The sequence below is a fragment of the Dyella sp. genome (genome assembly GCF_035508675.1).
Taxonomy (GTDB): domain Bacteria; phylum Pseudomonadota; class Gammaproteobacteria; order Xanthomonadales; family Rhodanobacteraceae; genus Dyella_B.
In genome coordinates this window covers 1-14527 of record NZ_DATJMN010000133.1, presented here as the reverse complement: position 1 = coordinate 14527, position 14527 = coordinate 1, and the positions used below count along the sequence as shown (strand labels likewise).

13 protein-coding genes are annotated in these 14527 nt (G+C 62.6%); 6 read left to right on the top strand and 7 right to left on the bottom strand.

Annotation, left to right across the window (positions count from 1 at the left end):
* From VMA74_RS07710 to VMA74_RS07700, 3 genes are all read left to right on the top strand, one after another.
* On the top strand, positions 1-186 hold a 186-nt coding region (locus VMA74_RS07710; protein WP_325366051.1), incomplete at its 5' end, for a molybdate ABC transporter substrate-binding protein.
* On the top strand, positions 183-845 hold the full coding sequence (locus tag VMA74_RS07705; RefSeq protein WP_325366050.1) for a c-type cytochrome: 663 nt from the start codon (positions 183-185) through the stop codon (positions 843-845). The genes VMA74_RS07710 and VMA74_RS07705, both read left to right, overlap by 4 nt.
* Positions 842-1765 carry a c-type cytochrome gene (locus tag VMA74_RS07700; protein WP_325366049.1) on the top strand — a complete coding sequence of 308 codons (924 nt, stop codon included), beginning with the start codon at positions 842-844 and terminating at the stop codon, positions 1763-1765. The genes VMA74_RS07705 and VMA74_RS07700 overlap by 4 nt, the downstream gene beginning before the upstream one ends.
* 127 nt (positions 1766-1892) lie before the next feature.
* Here the strand turns inward: VMA74_RS07700 and VMA74_RS07695 are convergent, their stop codons facing one another.
* The 4 genes from VMA74_RS07695 to VMA74_RS07680 all read right to left on the bottom strand — a co-directional run bounded on the left by VMA74_RS07695 (position 1893) and on the right by VMA74_RS07680 (position 8754).
* A complete protein-coding gene (locus VMA74_RS07695) occupies positions 1893-3467 on the bottom strand; it encodes a S8 family serine peptidase (protein ID WP_325366048.1) in 1575 nt (524 codons plus the stop codon).
* A gap of 465 nt (positions 3468-3932) precedes the next feature.
* A complete protein-coding gene (gene plsB, locus VMA74_RS07690; RefSeq protein ID WP_414649579.1) occupies positions 3933-6569 on the bottom strand; it encodes a glycerol-3-phosphate 1-O-acyltransferase PlsB in 2637 nt (878 codons plus the stop codon).
* Between the two features lie 34 nt (positions 6570-6603).
* Positions 6604-7581 carry a hypothetical protein gene (locus VMA74_RS07685; protein ID WP_325366046.1) on the bottom strand — a complete coding sequence of 326 codons (978 nt, stop codon included), beginning with the start codon at positions 7579-7581 and terminating at the stop codon, positions 6604-6606.
* Positions 7582-7851: 270 nt separating this feature from the next.
* A complete protein-coding gene (locus VMA74_RS07680) occupies positions 7852-8754 on the bottom strand; it encodes a 5'-nucleotidase, lipoprotein e(P4) family (RefSeq protein ID WP_325366045.1) in 903 nt (300 codons plus the stop codon).
* Between the two features lie 127 nt (positions 8755-8881).
* Here VMA74_RS07680 and VMA74_RS07675 point away from each other — a divergent pair, with 127 nt between their 5' ends.
* Positions 8882-9865, top strand: coding sequence for an AI-2E family transporter (locus VMA74_RS07675; RefSeq protein ID WP_325366053.1), 984 nt, complete (start codon positions 8882-8884; stop codon positions 9863-9865).
* A gap of 54 nt (positions 9866-9919) precedes the next feature.
* On the opposite strand, the gene bluB is transcribed toward VMA74_RS07675, so the two are convergent.
* The gene (bluB, locus tag VMA74_RS07670; protein ID WP_325366044.1) at positions 9920-10615 is read right to left on the bottom strand and encodes a 5,6-dimethylbenzimidazole synthase; all 696 of its coding nucleotides are present in this window, start codon (positions 10613-10615) and stop codon (positions 9920-9922) included.
* An 8-nt stretch (positions 10616-10623) separates the two neighbouring features.
* Complete coding sequence (locus VMA74_RS07665) at positions 10624-12606, bottom strand: UvrD-helicase domain-containing protein (protein ID WP_325366043.1); 1983 nt, start codon at positions 12604-12606, stop codon at positions 10624-10626.
* A gap of 143 nt (positions 12607-12749) precedes the next feature.
* On the opposite strand from VMA74_RS07665, the gene VMA74_RS07660 reads away from it, so the two are divergent.
* Both VMA74_RS07660 and VMA74_RS07655 read left to right on the top strand, forming a co-directional pair.
* Positions 12750-13382 carry a thymidine kinase gene (locus VMA74_RS07660; RefSeq protein WP_325366052.1) on the top strand — a complete coding sequence of 211 codons (633 nt, stop codon included), beginning with the start codon at positions 12750-12752 and terminating at the stop codon, positions 13380-13382.
* A 29-nt stretch (positions 13383-13411) separates the two neighbouring features.
* Positions 13412-14179, top strand: a complete 768-nt coding sequence (locus VMA74_RS07655; RefSeq protein WP_325366042.1) for a hypothetical protein — start codon at positions 13412-13414, stop codon at positions 14177-14179.
* Between the two features lie 9 nt (positions 14180-14188).
* Here VMA74_RS07655 and VMA74_RS07650 read toward each other — a convergent pair.
* On the bottom strand, positions 14189-14527 hold a 339-nt coding region (locus VMA74_RS07650; RefSeq protein WP_325366041.1), incomplete at its 5' end, for a zinc finger domain-containing protein.

The following is a 14527-nucleotide window of genomic DNA, read 5'->3' as shown; positions in this document are numbered from 1 at the left end:
ATCCTGCATCGCCCGGTAGAAACCGTAGCCATACCGGCAGCGCAGAATGTCACCGCTACCTATACGGCGGCGCGCATGAAAAATGCACCGCATGAGCAGGCCGCCAAGGATTTCCTCACCTTCATGGCTTCTACCGAAGCGCAGGCGATCTATCGCAAGTACGGCTTCCAGCCGGCGCAGCCATGAGCATGTTGCACATCGCGGTGTTGGCGTGCTGCGCGCTGATGGCCAAGAGCGTGTTCGCCGACACGCTCGATGGCGGCAGCATTGCCCGCCAAGGCAACGGTCATGGCGTGGCGCCATGCATGGCCTGTCATGCTGCCGACGGCGGCGGGCAGGTGGCAGCAGGCTTTCCGCGCTTGGCCGGGCTGCCACAGGCGTATTTGCGCAAACAACTGGATGATTTCGCCCAGGGCGCACGCGTCAATGCCACGATGCAGCCGGTTGCAAGCGGACTGAGCGACGCGGAGCGCGATGCCGTGGCGGCGTATTACAGCAAGTTGCCGGTGCCGCAGGCGAAGCCGGCCGCCACGCTATCGAGTGATGATGCGCAGCTTGCGCAGTCGCTCGCGACGCGCGGACGCTGGCCGAACGGCCTGCCCGCCTGCGAGCAATGTCATGGACCGGGTGGCGTCGGCGTCGGCGATCACTTTCCCCCGCTCGCCGGCCAGTCCGCGGTCTATCTCGGCAACCAGTTGCATGCCTGGCAACAGGGCGCGCGGCGCAACGACCCGTTGCAGCTGATGCAAACCGTCGCCAACAAGTTGAGTGATGCCGACATCGCCGCCATCAGCGCATGGTATGCCGCGCAGCCGGCCACATTGACGAAGGAGTCGCAACCATGACGCGATGGCGATGGATCTGGTTGGCAGCCTCACTTGCGCTTGCGGCCTGTCATCCCGCGGAGCAGCAGGCTGCTTTGCCAGCATCACATGCACCTGCGGCGGCAAGCTCGGTGCCGAAGACCGCCAGCCGTTTCGAGCCGCCGCCCGACGCATCGATGCCCAAGGACGATTTCGGCAAGCAGGTGCTGCTGGGGCGGCAGATCTTTACCGATACGGGCCATTACGCCAAATCCTATGTCGGCAACGCCTTGAATTGCGAAAACTGCCACCTCGATGCAGGGCGGCTTGCCCACAGCGCGCCGATGTGGGGCGCCTACCCCATGTACCCGGCGTATCGCAGCAAGAATCATCACGTAAACACCTTTGCCGAACGCTTGCAGGGCTGCTTCCGCTACAGCATGAACGGCAAGGCGCCGCCGCTGGGCGACGATGTGCTGGTGGCGCTGGAAGCGTATGCCTATTGGATGTCCAAAGGCGAACCCATCGGCGTTGCACCTCCTGGCCACGGCTACGCGAAATTGCCACGGCCGGCGCAGGCGCCTGACTATGCGCGTGGCGAAGCGGTGTTCAAACGCGATTGCGCACTGTGCCATGGCGACAATGGCCAGGGCCAGCGTGTTGCGGATCGCACCGTGTTTCCCCCGTTATGGGGCGCTCAATCGTTCAACTGGGGCGCGGGCATGGAACGGCTCGACAACGCCGCCGGTTTTATCAAGGCCAACATGCCATTTGGGCGCGGCAATACACTTAGCGATCAGGACGCATGGGACGTGGCGTATTTCATGAATGCGCACGAGCGTCCGCAGGATCCGCGGTTCGATGGTTCGGTCATGAAAACGCGCAAGGCCTATCACGACACGCCAGATTCGCTGTATGGAACGACAGTGAATGGGAGCGTGCTGGGGCAAGGCGCCGAGTAGATAGAGCGGTTGGCCATGCGCCATAAGCACTTTGATTAACAAAGGTGGCGCTATCGCGGTAGCGCCACCTTTGTTCTGCCTGATGATGCATGGACAGGCTTGCGTCAACGCTGGGTGTAACGCGCTTTCAATCATCCAGCGCCTTCACTATCGCCGCATGAGCATCCAAGATGCCGCTGCCGATGGGGCGATCTGGCTGGCTGGGGAAGGGACGCGTGCTGCTGGTCAGCCAGTTCCTGATTTGAGCAGGTGTGGCAGGGGAAAGTCCGGCGTTATGTCGAGCATTGATCATAAGCGCCACTGTGCCGGTGACTAAGGGTGCCGCGAATGAAGTACCGTTTTCAGCAGAGATGTAAGGCTCGTCGTCCGAGTTGGGTGAGTACAGGCCTGAGTTGCCCAGCAGCCACGAACATTCCCACGGCCTAGCAGCACTGCAATTTCTTTTATCGGCGTGGATACCAACGGGCGCCGCTAGCGCAACCGCCGCGCCATAGTTGGAGTACTCCGCGGCGCGAGAGCCAAAATAATCCGTTGCGGCAACGGCGATCACGCCGGGACAGCTGGAGGGTATGTGGTTGGCATTGTCAGCGTTGTTGTTGCCGGCGGAAGCGACCAGAACCACATTGCGATCTATCGCTTCTTGCACGGCTTTGGCGAGTGCTTCGTTTGGCGTCGCCGAGCACGGTCCGCCCATTCCTCCGAAGCTCATGTTGATCACCTGGGCTGGATATTTGGCGTCCTCGACATCATCCACATGGCCACCGGATGCCCACTTGACCGCATCGGCGGCGTCGGAAACGTAGGCGCCATCCCACGGCACAGCGCGGATCGGTATCAACCGAGCGTTGTAGGCCACCCCCGCCAAGCCGATCTGATTATTGGTTTTGGCGTTGACAATTCCGGAAACCTTGGTGCCATGCCATGTGCTGGGTAACCCGGAATTCATTGGATGGCCGGGATCTCGCCCGCATTTGTCTCGATCCGGGCCGTCGTCCGACGAAAAATTGTAACCATCACACACCCAGGTATGGTCGATATCGGGGTTTGGAGCAATGCCTGAGTCAATGACGGCGACCGTAACGCCTGCGCCGCTTGCCAAATCCCAGGCATTGTTGATGTTCGCGCTGCTATAGCCCGGCGCGTAAAAGTTCCATTGATAGTTGTTGTAGTACGGGTCGTTTGGCGTGAATCTCAAAGCTGCGATCGACAACGCTGTGCTGCTTCCATCGGCGCGCATGGACGGAAAGGTCGGTAGGGGCGCCTCGTCGATGCGCAATTTACGATCGGGTTCTACGTAGAGGACGTCGGGATGGGTCGCGATTTTTTGCATCAACGCATTGGCCTCGGCCATATCGAGTTTGCGCGAGGTCTGGATCAGTTCGGAGCCTATGCCAAGCTTGCGCTTATAGGTTACGGTCAGCGGTTGCACGGCGGCGCGGGAGGAGCGAGGTGCCATACGGTCCACGCCGGAAGCCGCAATCGCAAACTGAGCATCCTTCACCACTTCGGAAGGGTTGTTGCGAATGCCGCTGCCCTCGCGGTAAGCAATGATGAATCGATCGTAGGTGCCGGTCTCCTGGTTGCTGACTGCCGATATCTTCGAGGCAGCCGATTGCTGGGTATCGGCGGCGTCGGCGGCAGGCATGATCAACAGCATGGCTGCCATCAGTGCGGTAGGGCGAAAGGTAGAAAACGTCTTCATGTGCGCTTTTCCTTCTCGTTAAAGGGCTCATAGGCCATCAGGCGGCCGCCCTGGATTCCCCGCGAACGGATTGAGCCAAGTGCTCAATCCCTCTTCTTTCTTTCCGCACAACGCGAGGAAAGAAAGCCTGTAGAGCTGCAGAAAGTAGTGAATGCTAGGCAAGTCCCGATTGCCGACATAGGCAGGGCCAGTAAGAGATGGCGTCTGGTTCTATCGGCTTTGGGACGATGCTATGCGCACGGGCTCGTAAGGGTCTGCAATACAAATGCGCAAAGATTTGTAATACAAACGCGCCGCGTGAGTAGGTGGATGGATTGGTGCGGACAGCGAACAGGTTGCAGGGTGGCTGGCATGGCCACCCATCTCACGCTGTCGACTGGGAGGGGCAAACGCTGAGGCGCACCATCGCCATCAAAACGGGGCGCCTCGTGGTGTGCGCTCAGGGGTGTTTGCGCGAGTCACACATCATGGGCGCTCATCATGATCGGTTGAGCTGCGCTCGTGCTCGTGCTGTTCGGCGACAATATGCCGTTCGTGCAGCTCTTCGCTGGTGTTCAGCGGCTCGCCCGACGCGGGCGCCTGTTCCGTTTCGGTCACGCTGCGCGGTGTTTCTTTTTCTTCGCTGCCGGTGATCTTCAAGATCGCATGGCGCATCTCGCGCGCCAGGATCACACGCGCATCGCGCACCATGTCTTCCAGTGCGCTGTCGTAATCGAGCTTGCCGTTGGCGTCGGTCCATACCACGCGGCGTTCGCGCAGCTTTTGAATGAAACCGCGGAACAGCGCCTTGTCGAAAAATTCCGGCGCCAGCGGTTCGCTCAGCAGGCTCAGGCGCTGGGCGGTGAGGGTGCAGACATTTTCCAGTTCGGCGCCGGTGATGGTGTGCGGACCGTTCTTGGCCAGCGCGGCGATGGTGATGTAGTAGCGCTCGAAGGCCTGGATCAGGCTGCGTGCGATGACGCGCAGCTGATAGGCGGCATCGTCCTGGCCCGGGCCTCGTTCGAGTACGCGGCCTTCGCCGACCGCTTCCAGCAGCCCGCGGCGCACGAAGAAATCGACGGTGGCCTGCAGGTGCACGCCGAAGCCTTCGGCGTCCCACGGCAGGAACAGTTCGCTCTGGATGAAGGGATAGATGATACGGCCCAGCCGAAGGATCGACGCCCGCGACATGCGCCGGTTGTTGAGGAAGCAGCAGGCGACCCACGCGGCGGTGGCGGTAAGGTGCAGCACGTTGTTGCGGAAATAGCTCAGCAAGACCGCCTGGTCGCCTTCCAGTGTCAATACATCGCCAAGCGGATGGCGCACGCGGGTGATCCAGTTCATCTGCTCGCCATAGGCGATGATGGCGTCGGGCGCTAGCGGCGTAAGTGTCACGCGATCCGAATACGGCAGTTCCTCCAGCAGCGCCTTGAGCAGCTCCAACTGGGCGAGCAGATCATTTTCCGCCATCGCGTGCTTGGGCGTGGACAGCAGGGCCATCGCCAGCAAGTTGATCGGATTCACATCCGCCGCGCGATTGATGTTGATCTGGATTTTTTCCGCCAGTTGGTCGACGACCGAACTCAGCCATTCGGGTTTGGTGCTCGGATCGCTGGTGGTTTCGCGCCAGTTGCTGCTGGCGGCGTCGAGCAGCGGAGTCAGTTCGATCGGCTCGCCGAAGTTCAGCGCGACATGGCCGTAGCGCTGGCGCAGTACGCCGAGGCCGCGGAGCAGGCCGAGCAGCGATTCTTTTTCCTTGGGCTTGCCTGAGAGTTCGCCGATGTAGCTCTTGCCTTCCATCAGCTTCTCGTAGCCGATGTACACCGGCTGGAACAGCACCGGGCGGCGTGGCGCACGCAGAAAGGCACGCACGGTCATTACCAGCAGGCCGGCGCGCGGGGCGAGCAGGCGGCCCGTGCGCGAACGCCCGCCTTCGACGAAGTATTCGATCGGCACGCCGCGATCGATCAGCTGCGCCATGTATTCATTGAAGACTACCGAATACAGCACGTTGCCCTTGAAGCTGCGGCGCAGGAAGAACGCGCCGCCGCGGCGCAGGATCGGGCCGATCAGCGGCAGGTTGAGGTTCACGCCGGCGGCGATGTGCGGCACTACTACGCCGGAGTCGTGCAACTGGTAGGACAGCAGCAGGTAATCGGCGTGGCTGCGATGGCTGGGCACATACACCACTTCGTAGCCGGGCGCTGCGGCGCGCGCCTTGTCGAAGTGGTGCATGGTGATGCCGTCGTAGAGCTTGGTCCAGAAGTTGCGCAGCAAAAACGACGCGGAACGCACCACCGGATGCGAATAGTCCGCCGCGATTTCCATCGTCATCTTGTGCGCGCGCTGCCAGGCTTTCGCGTAAGTGATGTTTTCCTTCGCAGCCGTGGAGGCGATGGCGGCACGCACCGGTTCGGCATTGAGTACGGCGTCGACCACAGTGCGGCGATGCGAAAGATCCGGCCCGATCACCGCCGCGCGGATGCGGCGGAAGTGCGTGCGCATGACGCGCGCCATCTTGCGCGCAAAGCGTTCCGGGCGAACGTCGCCTTCTTCGTTCGAGACCGTGCGCAGCGAGACCGGCGCAGAGAAATGCACCACCGTGTCGCGTCCGTTGAGCAAGAGTGCGAGCACGCGGCGGAAGCGGCCGACCACCACCCAGTTTTCCGAAAACAGCACGCTGAACCAGCCGGATTCGCGGGTGGGCGTGCGGCCGACATAAATGGAAACCGGCACGATCTGGATGTCGCGATCGGGAAAGCCTTCCAGCGCGCGCACCAGCTGTCCGAACGGCTCTTTGGGGGAGCGCTTGCGGTTGCGGCCGAACAGCCAACCGTCGCGGCGGGCCAGCGCGAACACCGAGCGGCGGCGTCGGGTGAATGCCAGCGGCTGCATCGGGCTGGGCAGGCCGGCTTCGCGGCAGGCGCGGTCCAGGATCAATGCATCGGAAAACCCGTCGCGCTCGATGACGTAGCAGACGGGTGCATCGCCCTGCAGCAGGCTGGCAGGTTCGGCTGGATCGCGGCGAATGCGTACCCAGGGCTCAAGCAGGTGCCCGGCAAGGTTGAACCACCAGGGGGCGCGGCTGCGGTAACCAGTTTCCGCGGTCGTCATAGTCGGCATCTGCATAGTCTAGCGTTCGACCTTGCCTGCAAGCTTAGGGCTTGGCCGCCAAGGTGGTGCCGGTGGAACTGCTGCTGGCCGGTGGCTTTGCGCTGGCGGCAGGTGCCGGCGCCGTGCTGCTGCCTGCTGGTGCCGGCGGGTGCATGAGCTGTTCGTGCTGGGTGCGCTCGCTGTCGATCAGGTCTTTGCTGTACCAGCGGCCTTCCACCAGCTCCAGTTGCGAATCGGTGCTCAGCGGCTTGCCGAGCAGGGTGTAGTCGATCTTCACGTGCGCCAGGCCGTGGTCGATGCCGATGGTGGTGACTTTGGCAGAATCGAGCGTGTCGTCGACGGAAAGGCCGTAGATCGCGAGCAGTTGCTTGAGGCCCTGGTACGCGATGGCGTACTGCTTCATGGCGGTATCGAAATCCATGTGCTGGAGCTGATCCGGGCTCTTCAGATCGAGCTGGCGCGCGGTGGTGACTACCACGCCGACGGCCTGCTTGGCCTTGTCCTGGTCAAACCAGGACGCCTGCTGTGCCCACGGCAACAGCACGTTGAGCGCATCGCGCATCTGCTGCTTCTGGTTTTCGGTCATCGTCTTGTTCTGGGCGATGCCGGTGGTGAGAATGGCCTGGCCGATGCCGATCATCACCGGCAACTGGTCGTGGTACTGCTGCTCCATCTGCGCCAGCTTGGGCTTGAGCTGGTCGTACAGCGTGGTTGCTGCGTTGGGTGCAGTGAGCTGCTTGACCGCCTGGTTGAAGCGGGCGCGATCTTCGTCGGTGATCGGCCGCTGGTCAGGGCGCGGGCGCATCCAGTCGGCGCGCAGGTTGCTGTAGTCGGCCGGGGGCAGGGCGTGTTTCCAGAAACCGGCAAAATCGCCGGCCTTGATCAGCGCCACGGACTCTTGCACGGCCGCTTCCGGCGTGGCGCCACCGGGCGCCGCAGCGTTTTCTTCTTTTTGATGGCAGGCGGCCAGCGCGAGCAGCGCCAGGCCCAGCAGGCAATGCCTAAGTGTTTGAAAGCGCATGAATGGTCTCACGTGGGAGGGCGGTAGCTTGCCGTCCGGGCAAGGGGCAAAAGGCGGCGCCATACGGCGGGGCGCGGTGCATCTTACTTAAAAACAAAAAAAGAAAACCCCGCGGGCATTGGGCCTCGCAGGGTCATGCCGGCAGCGCCGGAAGGGAAATGGCCTTGCCCGCAGTAGTTGGAGGTCAGCAGGGTTGGCAGGGCCATGATAAGGCCCCTTTTTACTTCAGGCAACACTTTAAGAGACATCCATTAAGTGATTGATTTTTAGTCAATCATCATGCAGGGCGTGGATCTTTTGCTGGCGCCGCTGATCGCGCGGCAGGGTCCAATCGTTATTGAACAGGGCCGGTTCCCACGAGCCGTATGTCGGGTTGGGGAGCACGAACCAGCGGCTGCCGATCCAGTCCGCATAAGGCGCCATCGCCTGGGTGCGGCCGGCTGGCGTATTGCTCAGCACGGTGACGAAATCGCCCAGCTGGTCGCCGAACTGCATCAGCACGCGGTAGTGCTTGCTCACCAGCTGGCGGCGGCAATTCTTTTCCGTGCCGACCTGGTCGCATCCCGGCAGGAGGGTGCCCAGTCCCAGGAAGGCATCTGGCCCGGATACCGGCAGGCCGACCTTGCGCAGATTGTCTATGGTGGCCGTATCCAGGTCCTGCGCGCGATTGGAGATGTAGATCACGGCAATGCCGTGCTTGGCAGCAAATTGGGTAAAGGCCACGGCGCCGGGCAGCGCGCGTGCGCGTTCTTCCTTGCACCATGCAGCCCAATCGGCTTCGTTGAACTCGCCGCCCTTGCGGATCAGGCGCACTTGGTAGGACGAGTTGTCGAGCACCGTTTCATCGATGTCCAGGATCACGGCCGGCTTGAGGTTTTTGTACGGTGCGATGCGATCTTCAGTGGGGAGCGCATCCCAATGCTTGTCCTTGAGGGCGGCGAGCAACTGGGCTTGCGCGCTGCGGAAGGTCTCGCGGTAGATCAGGTCGTGCTCGAGCGCGGTCTGGGTCCAGGCCACCGCATTGAGGTTGTCGTCGGCGGGAACGGCAGGCGTTGCAGCCGGGGCGACGGCCGACATAGCCGCTGTCGGCGACGGCGCGGTGAAACGGGGCGCCTGGCTGGTGCAAGCGCAAAGCAGAAGCGTGCCCAACAGCATGGGCAGGGACTTGGTCATGAAACACCCTGTAGACGTGAAGATGTACTGAGAGGATCGCGCAAGTTTATGACAGACTTGCCGGGATCACGCTCTCCCCCTGGACCGCCCCGTGTACGCAGCCCTTTCTTCCGCCCGCGGCATTCGCATGGCCAGTTACGTGTTGGCCGCCTTTGCACTGGTGCTGGTGTTGCGCCTGCATCTGCTGCCCGCGCTGCTCGCAGGCTTGCTGGTATACGAACTGGTGCACGCGATGACGCCGTTGCTGGGCCGGCGCATTTCCGGCGAACGCGCACGCCTGGTCGTCGTGACGGTGCTGGGCGTGATCGTGGTGGGTTTGCTCACTACGCTGATCGTTGCGTTGATCAGCTTTTTCCGCAACGAGATCAATAACCCCGCGATGCTGTGGGAACAGCAACTGATGCCGCTGGTGGAAAAGGCCCGCGCGCAGCTGCCGACGTCGCTCACGAACTGGTTGCCCGATAGCGTCGACGAACTGCGCGTGATGGCGTTGGAGCTTACCCGCAAGCATGCGATGAGCCTGCAGAACGCCGGCAAGGAAACCGCGCGCGTACTGGTGCACATCATGCTCGGCCTGGTGCTGGGCGCGCTGGTGGCATTGAGTCGCGCGCGTCCGTCGCATCAGGTGGGACCGCTGGCTGCCTCGTTGGGCGAGCGTTGCCAACAATTGGCGGCGGCGTTTCGCAGCATCGTGTTTGCGCAAATCAAGATTTCGCTGATCAACACCGTGGCGACCGGCGTCTTCCTGCTTGGCGTGCTGCCGTTGATGGATATCCATGTGCCGTTGGCCAAGACATTGGTGGTGATTACTTTTCTTGCCGGCCTTCTGCCGGTGATCGGCAATCTCATTTCCAATACGGCGGTGACGATTGCCGGCTTGTCGGTGTCGATATGGGTGGCGGTGGCGGCGCTCGGTTTCCTGATCGTCATCCACAAGCTGGAATACTTTCTCAATGCGCGCATCATCGGCGGACAGATTCGTGCCAGAGCGTGGGAGCTGCTGGTGGCGATGTTGGTGATGGAAGCCGCGTTCGGCCTGGCCGGGTTGGTTGCGGCGCCGATCTACTACGCGTACTTGAAGCGGGAGTTGGAGCAGCAGCGGTTGATTTAATGGCTTTCAAGCAGCCATTTCGTATGCATGGCGATGCTGGGATTGCATCTCAGCCTACGTGTCGCGGATGGCGGCCAGCAATGCATCGTCGTCAACTTGGCCGCTCCATGTATTGCCATGGAGCAACTGATCCAGCGGCAAACGCGAACGCCAGCCGGCGATTTCCAATTCCGGCTTGGGTAGAAACTCGCTGACGTAGCCCAGGCATAGATAGGCCACGGGATAAACTTTTTCAGGTAGCTCCAGTACCTTGGCCAACTGCGCCGCATCAACAATGCTTACCCAGCCCACACCGACACCTTCGGCGCGCGCCGCCAGCCACAGGTTCTGCACGGCCAGGCAGGTGCTGAAGAGATCGGTGTCCAGCATCGTGTTGCGGCCCAGTACATGCGGGCCGCCGCGCTGGCGATCGCAGGTGATGCACAGGTTGATCGGGCTTTCGACGATGCCTTCGAGTTTCAAGCGCCGGTATTGCGCGGCGCGTTCGCCCTCGTAATTGCCGGCGGCTTCGGCATTGGCTTGCTCGTAGAGCGCCTTGATCGCACGCTTCACGTCAGGGCTGTCGATGACAATGAAATCCCACGGCTGCATGAAGCCTACCGAGGGCGCGTGATGCGCAGCCTGAAGCAGGCGCGCCAGCACCTCCGGTGCGATGGGGTCGGGCAAGAACTGCGAGCGCACGTCGCGGCGCTCGTGGATGGCGCGATACAAGCCTGCGCGCTGCTCATCCGAAAAGCGGTGCTCGGTCATGGATGCACTCAGTCGCCGGCGAGCATGGCGGCAATCTTCGCCATATGCGACTCGGCCGTTTCGCGCACGGCCTCCTTGTCGGCGTCGGGGTCCTTGCCTTCCCAATGCAAATCCTCCTGCGGCAGTTCCTGCAGGAAGCGGCTGGGCTGGTTGCTGTGGATTTCACCGTAGCGCTTGGTCTTGGACGACCATGACAGGGTGAGCAATTCCTTGGCGCGGGTGATGCCTACGTACATCAGCCGGCGTTCTTCTTCCACGCGGCCCTCGTCGATGGCGGCATCGTTGGGAAGCGTGCCGTCCTCGCAGCCGACGATAAAGACGAAGCGGAATTCCAGCCCTTTGGCGGCGTGCAGCGTCATCATGCGCAGCGCGTTGCCGGGCTCGTCACGGTCGGCGTGCGTGAGCAGGGCCAGCTGCGAGGCAAGGTCGCCGGCGCTGTTGCCGCCTTTCTGCATCGCACGGAACCAGTCGGCCAGCTCGCGCAGATTGCCCAGGCGGCGGTCGCGCAAGGCGGCATCCTGCGTGCTGGCGGCGATGTGCGCGGCGTATTGGGTGCGCGTGAGCACGCGATCGACCAGGTCCGCAGCGCTTTCATGCAGCGAGGCGCTGCGCAATTCATCCAACAGCTCGGAGAACGAGGCGAGTGCCGCAGCCGGGCGCGGGCTCAGCTGGCGCAATACGCTGTCGCTGCGCGTCGCTTCGAGCAGCGAACAATGCTTCGTTTGGGCGATCTGTCCCAGCTTTTCCAGCGTGGTGGCGCCAATCTCGCGCTTGGGCACGTTCACTACGCGCAAGAATGCGGCATCGTCGCTGGGATTGGTGAGCAGGCGCAGATAGCAGAGCAGGTCTTTCGCTTCCGCGCGATCGAGGAAGGACAGTGCGCCGGTGAGGTGATACGGCACGCGGGCCAAACGCAACGCCTTTTCCAGCGGACGCGCCTGGAAATTGCCGCGATACAGGATCGCCATGTCGTGCCAGCGCACCTTGTGCTTTTCCGCCAGCGTGGTGGCCATGCCAGCGATGCGTTCGGCTTCGTGTTCGCCATCCTTGCATTCGATCACGCGGATCGGTGCGCCTTCCGGATGCTCGCTCCACAGCTTTTTGACGTGCAGGTGCGGATTGTTGGCGATCAGCGTATTGGCGGCACGCAGGATGCGCCGGCCGCAGCGATAGTTCTGCTCCAGCTTGATCACGCGCAGGCTTGGCCAGTCCTTGCCGAGCTGCTCGATGTTCTCGGGATTGGCGCCGCGCCAGGCATAGATCGACTGATCGTCATCGCCCACACAGGTGAAGCTGCCACGCTCGCCGGTGAGCGCTTTCAGCAAGCGGTATTGGGCGTCGTTGGTGTCCTGGTATTCGTCCACCAGCAGATAGCGCAGGCGTTCGCGCCAGGTGGTGCGGCACTCCTCGTCGCTTTCGAGGATGCGCAGCGGCAGGCGGATCAGGTCGTCGAAATCGACTGCGTTGAAGGCGGCGAGGCGCTGCTGGTACAGCTCGTAGATCGTCGCCGCTTCCAGCTCGCGCGGACTGCGCGCGGCGGCCAGCGCTTCCTCCGGCGAAAGGCCGCCGTTCTTGGCGCGGCTGAGCAGGTTGCGCAGGCCGAACAGCACATCCGGCTTGACGCCCTTGGGCGCCAGTTCCTTGACGATGCCTTCGCTGTCGTCCGCATCCAGCACGGAAAAGCCGCGCCGCAAGCCGGCGCGTGCGTGTTCCATCTGCAGGAACTTCAAGCCCAGCGCGTGGAAGGTGCAGACGGTAAGGGCCTGCGCGTCATCCGTGCTCACCAGCTTGCCGACGCGCTCGCGCATCTCGCGCGCCGCCTTGTTGGTGAAGGTGATCGCGGCGATCTTGGAGGCCGAAAGCTTACGGCGCTGCACCAGGTGAGCGATCTTCTGGGTGATCACCGAGGTCTTGCCGGAGCCGGCGCCCGCGAGCACCAGCAGCGGGCTGTCGATGTGCTCGACGGCGGCCAGTTGTTGGGGGTTGAGCATGCGTCGGTCGAATCGGCCAGGTGGGTGCAGCGTGATGGGTGATCGTAGCAAACCGGGCGCCCCCGGAGCAGGCTTGCAACCGAACGGTCACGGTGGCAGCTGGCCGGGTTACCATGCACGCCTCCGCATGCCCGCCGATCCGCATGGCCAAGCTCTACTTCTACTATTCGTCGATGAATGCCGGCAAGACCACCAACTTGCTGCAGAGCGCGTACAACTATTACGAGCGCGGCATGCGCACCCTGATTTTCACCCCGGCACTGGACAACCGCTACGGCGAGGGCATCGTGGCCTCGCGCATCGGGCTGCGTTCGCACGCGGAGCGCTTGACGGCGGAGACCGATCTATTGGCCGTGGTGCGGGCGAATATCGCCGAACATGGCGCGCTGCATTGCGTCTTCGTGGACGAGGCGCAGTTCCTGACCAGGGCGCAGGTGTGGCAGCTCACCGACGTGGTCGATGAACTCAACATTCCCGTGCTGGCGTATGGCCTGCGCACGGATTTCCGCGGTGAACTGTTCGAGGGCAGCCGCTATCTGCTGGCCTGGGCCGACAGCCTGGAAGAGATCAAGACCATCTGCCACACCGGCCGCAAGGCCACCATGGTGGTGCGCGTGGATGAACAGGGACGGGCCATCACCGAAGGGCCGCAGGTTGAGATCGGCGGCAACGAACGCTATGTCTCGGTGAGCCGCGCCGAGTTCAAGAAGATCACCCGGGGACAAGGCAGCATCGAACTGAAGCAACCCAGCCTGCCGCTGGACGAGAAGCACTGATCCGCGCTGGATCACATCAAGGAAACAGCATGAGCAACCCGGTTACCTACTTCCCCGCCTGGCAGCGCCCGCACTGGCAGCCCAATGACGAGGAGGTCATTCTGCAATTCTATGTGTTCGGCAACGTCCAGCCGACCCGCGTGCCGAGCGCCCCGTATGGCAGCGATGGGTTGCCGCAAGAAGTGCAGCTTTCCAGCCACCATCATCAGGTGCTGCGCGATTGGGAAGGTTATCCGCTGAAGGCGCCGCTGGGCGATCTGTTCAAGCACGATGCCCCGGAGGCGTACGAGAAAGCCTTGGCCGCCCCGCAAGTGCTGGTGTTGCATGGCCGCTTCAAGGACCAGCCCGATACCGGCTATCTGCGCGATACCTTCGGCGTGCTGGCTGGGCTGCTCGACATCGGCGGCGTCGCGATACTCGATCCGCAGATACTCACCTTGTTCGATGCGGATGAATGGCGCCAGCGCTACCTGGTCAGGGACGGTGCGCCGCTGCGTAGCCATGTGCTGATCTTGCGTGATGAAGATGAAGCCGGCCGCTACTGGGTGCACACGCGCGGGATGCGCAAGTTTGGCCGGCCCGACATCAGCCTGAAGAATGTGCCGGAGTGCGATGTCGATCGCGCTGGCGCGCTGTGCCAGCGGTTGATTGAACTGGAGGCGCTCGGTGCGCATTTCGAGCAGGGCCAGACGCTGGACGTTGACGGTATCGTCGGTGGACTGATCGCCGAGCTGGGCGGTGGCTACGACGATCCGCAGTTCAACAACACGCATGTGACGTTTTACTGGCCCGACTGAGCAGCTTCATTACTTCTGGCAGCTGGGGCACCAGAACGTGGAGCGTTGCCCGATCACCTGTTGACGGATCGGCGAGCCGCACACTTTGCACGGCTCGCCCTCGCGCCCGTAGACGAACAGTTCGCGAAAGAAATACCCCGGCGCGCCATCCGGATTGAGAAAATCGCGCAAGGTCGTGCCGCCGCGTTCGATGGCCCACGCCAGGATGCGTTTCACTTCGCCGGCCAGGCGTTGATAGCGCGCCCGCGACACGCTGCCGGCCGGGCGCCGCGGATCGATGCCGGCGGCGAACAGGGCCTCGCTGGCGTAGATATTGCCAACGCCCACCACGATCGCGTTGTCCATCAG

What these genes read in the sequence shown, in the direction of transcription:
- VMA74_RS07665 (WP_325366043.1), bottom strand. Translation starts at nt 12,606, where the DNA reads ATGCTCAACCCCCAACAACTGGCCGCCGTCGAGCACATCGACAGCCCG.
- VMA74_RS07675 (WP_325366053.1), top strand. Translation starts at nt 8,882, where the DNA reads ATGGCCAGTTACGTGTTGGCCGCCTTTGCACTGGTGCTGGTGTTGCGC.
- VMA74_RS07705 (WP_325366050.1), top strand. Translation starts at nt 183, where the DNA reads ATGAGCATGTTGCACATCGCGGTGTTGGCGTGCTGCGCGCTGATGGCC.
- bluB (WP_325366044.1), bottom strand. Translation starts at nt 10,615, where the DNA reads ATGACCGAGCACCGCTTTTCGGATGAGCAGCGCGCAGGCTTGTATCGC.
- VMA74_RS07660 (WP_325366052.1), top strand. Translation starts at nt 12,750, where the DNA reads ATGGCCAAGCTCTACTTCTACTATTCGTCGATGAATGCCGGCAAGACC.
- VMA74_RS07685 (WP_325366046.1), bottom strand. Translation starts at nt 7,581, where the DNA reads ATGCGCTTTCAAACACTTAGGCATTGCCTGCTGGGCCTGGCGCTGCTC.
- VMA74_RS07680 (WP_325366045.1), bottom strand. Translation starts at nt 8,754, where the DNA reads ATGACCAAGTCCCTGCCCATGCTGTTGGGCACGCTTCTGCTTTGCGCT.
- plsB (WP_414649579.1), bottom strand. Translation starts at nt 6,569, where the DNA reads ATGCCGACTATGACGACCGCGGAAACTGGTTACCGCAGCCGCGCCCCC.
- VMA74_RS07700 (WP_325366049.1), top strand. Translation starts at nt 842, where the DNA reads ATGACGCGATGGCGATGGATCTGGTTGGCAGCCTCACTTGCGCTTGCG.
- VMA74_RS07655 (WP_325366042.1), top strand. Translation starts at nt 13,412, where the DNA reads ATGAGCAACCCGGTTACCTACTTCCCCGCCTGGCAGCGCCCGCACTGG.
- VMA74_RS07695 (WP_325366048.1), bottom strand. Translation starts at nt 3,467, where the DNA reads ATGAAGACGTTTTCTACCTTTCGCCCTACCGCACTGATGGCAGCCATG.